A 776-nucleotide genomic window follows, 5' to 3' on the forward strand; every position below is an offset into this window, starting at 1 on the left:
GGGCCACGTTATCGAAGACGCTGCGGTCGAACAGTAGCTGGTGGTTCTGGTGGACCATGCCGATCTTGCGGCGCAGCAGGGGGATGTGGCGATTACTGAAGCCGTTCAGGTTCTGGTTATCAATCAGCACCTGCCCCTGTGTCGGGCGTTCGATCATCATGATCAGCTTCAGCAGGGTGGACTTGCCCGCCCCGGAGTGACCGGTGAGAAACGTCAACTGCCCGGCGGGGAGTGTGAATCCCACTTTGCTGAGCGCGTCTTTCCCGTTCGGGTAGCGTTTGCTGACCCGGTCAAACTGAATCATGGGCGTCCTTCGGACAGTTCAAAGTAAAAAGTTTAAAGTTCAAAGGGAAAAGCGCGGGCACGGGCACTCAAGCCGCTTCGGCCTGTGCCGCGTTTCAACTTTTAACTTTGAACTTGTCACCCCGTCACATCTTCAAACAGTGCCTGCACAAACTCTTCCGCATGGAAGGGACGCAGGTCTTCCAGTCGTTCCCCGACGCCGATAAAACGAATCGGCAGGCCAGTACGTTTGGCCAAGGCAAACAGGATACCGCCTTTGGCGGTGCCGTCGAGCTTGGTGAGTGCCAACCCGGTCACGCCAGCGGCATCGCGGAACTGTTCTGCCTGGTTGATGGCATTTTGTCCGGTGCCCGCATCGAGTACCAGCAATACCTCATGGGGGGCATCCGGAATCAGTTTCTTCATCACCCGGGTCACCTTGGTGAGCTCGTCCATCAGGTTGCCGCGGGTATGCAAGCGCCCGGCGGTGTCGG

The 776-nt window shown here is 58.0% G+C and carries 1 protein-coding gene and 1 pseudogene; both read right to left on the reverse strand.

The window, feature by feature from the left end:
• On the reverse strand, nucleotides 1–304 hold a 304-nt coding region (locus tag A3730_RS07475; protein ID WP_156501051.1), incomplete at its 3' end, for a cell division ATP-binding protein FtsE.
• A gap of 116 nt (nucleotides 305–420) precedes the next feature.
• A pseudogene (locus A3730_RS07480) lies at nucleotides 421–776 on the reverse strand (signal recognition particle-docking protein FtsY); the annotation flags it as partial.

It is taken from the genome of Alcanivorax sp. HI0044 (genome assembly GCF_001634945.1).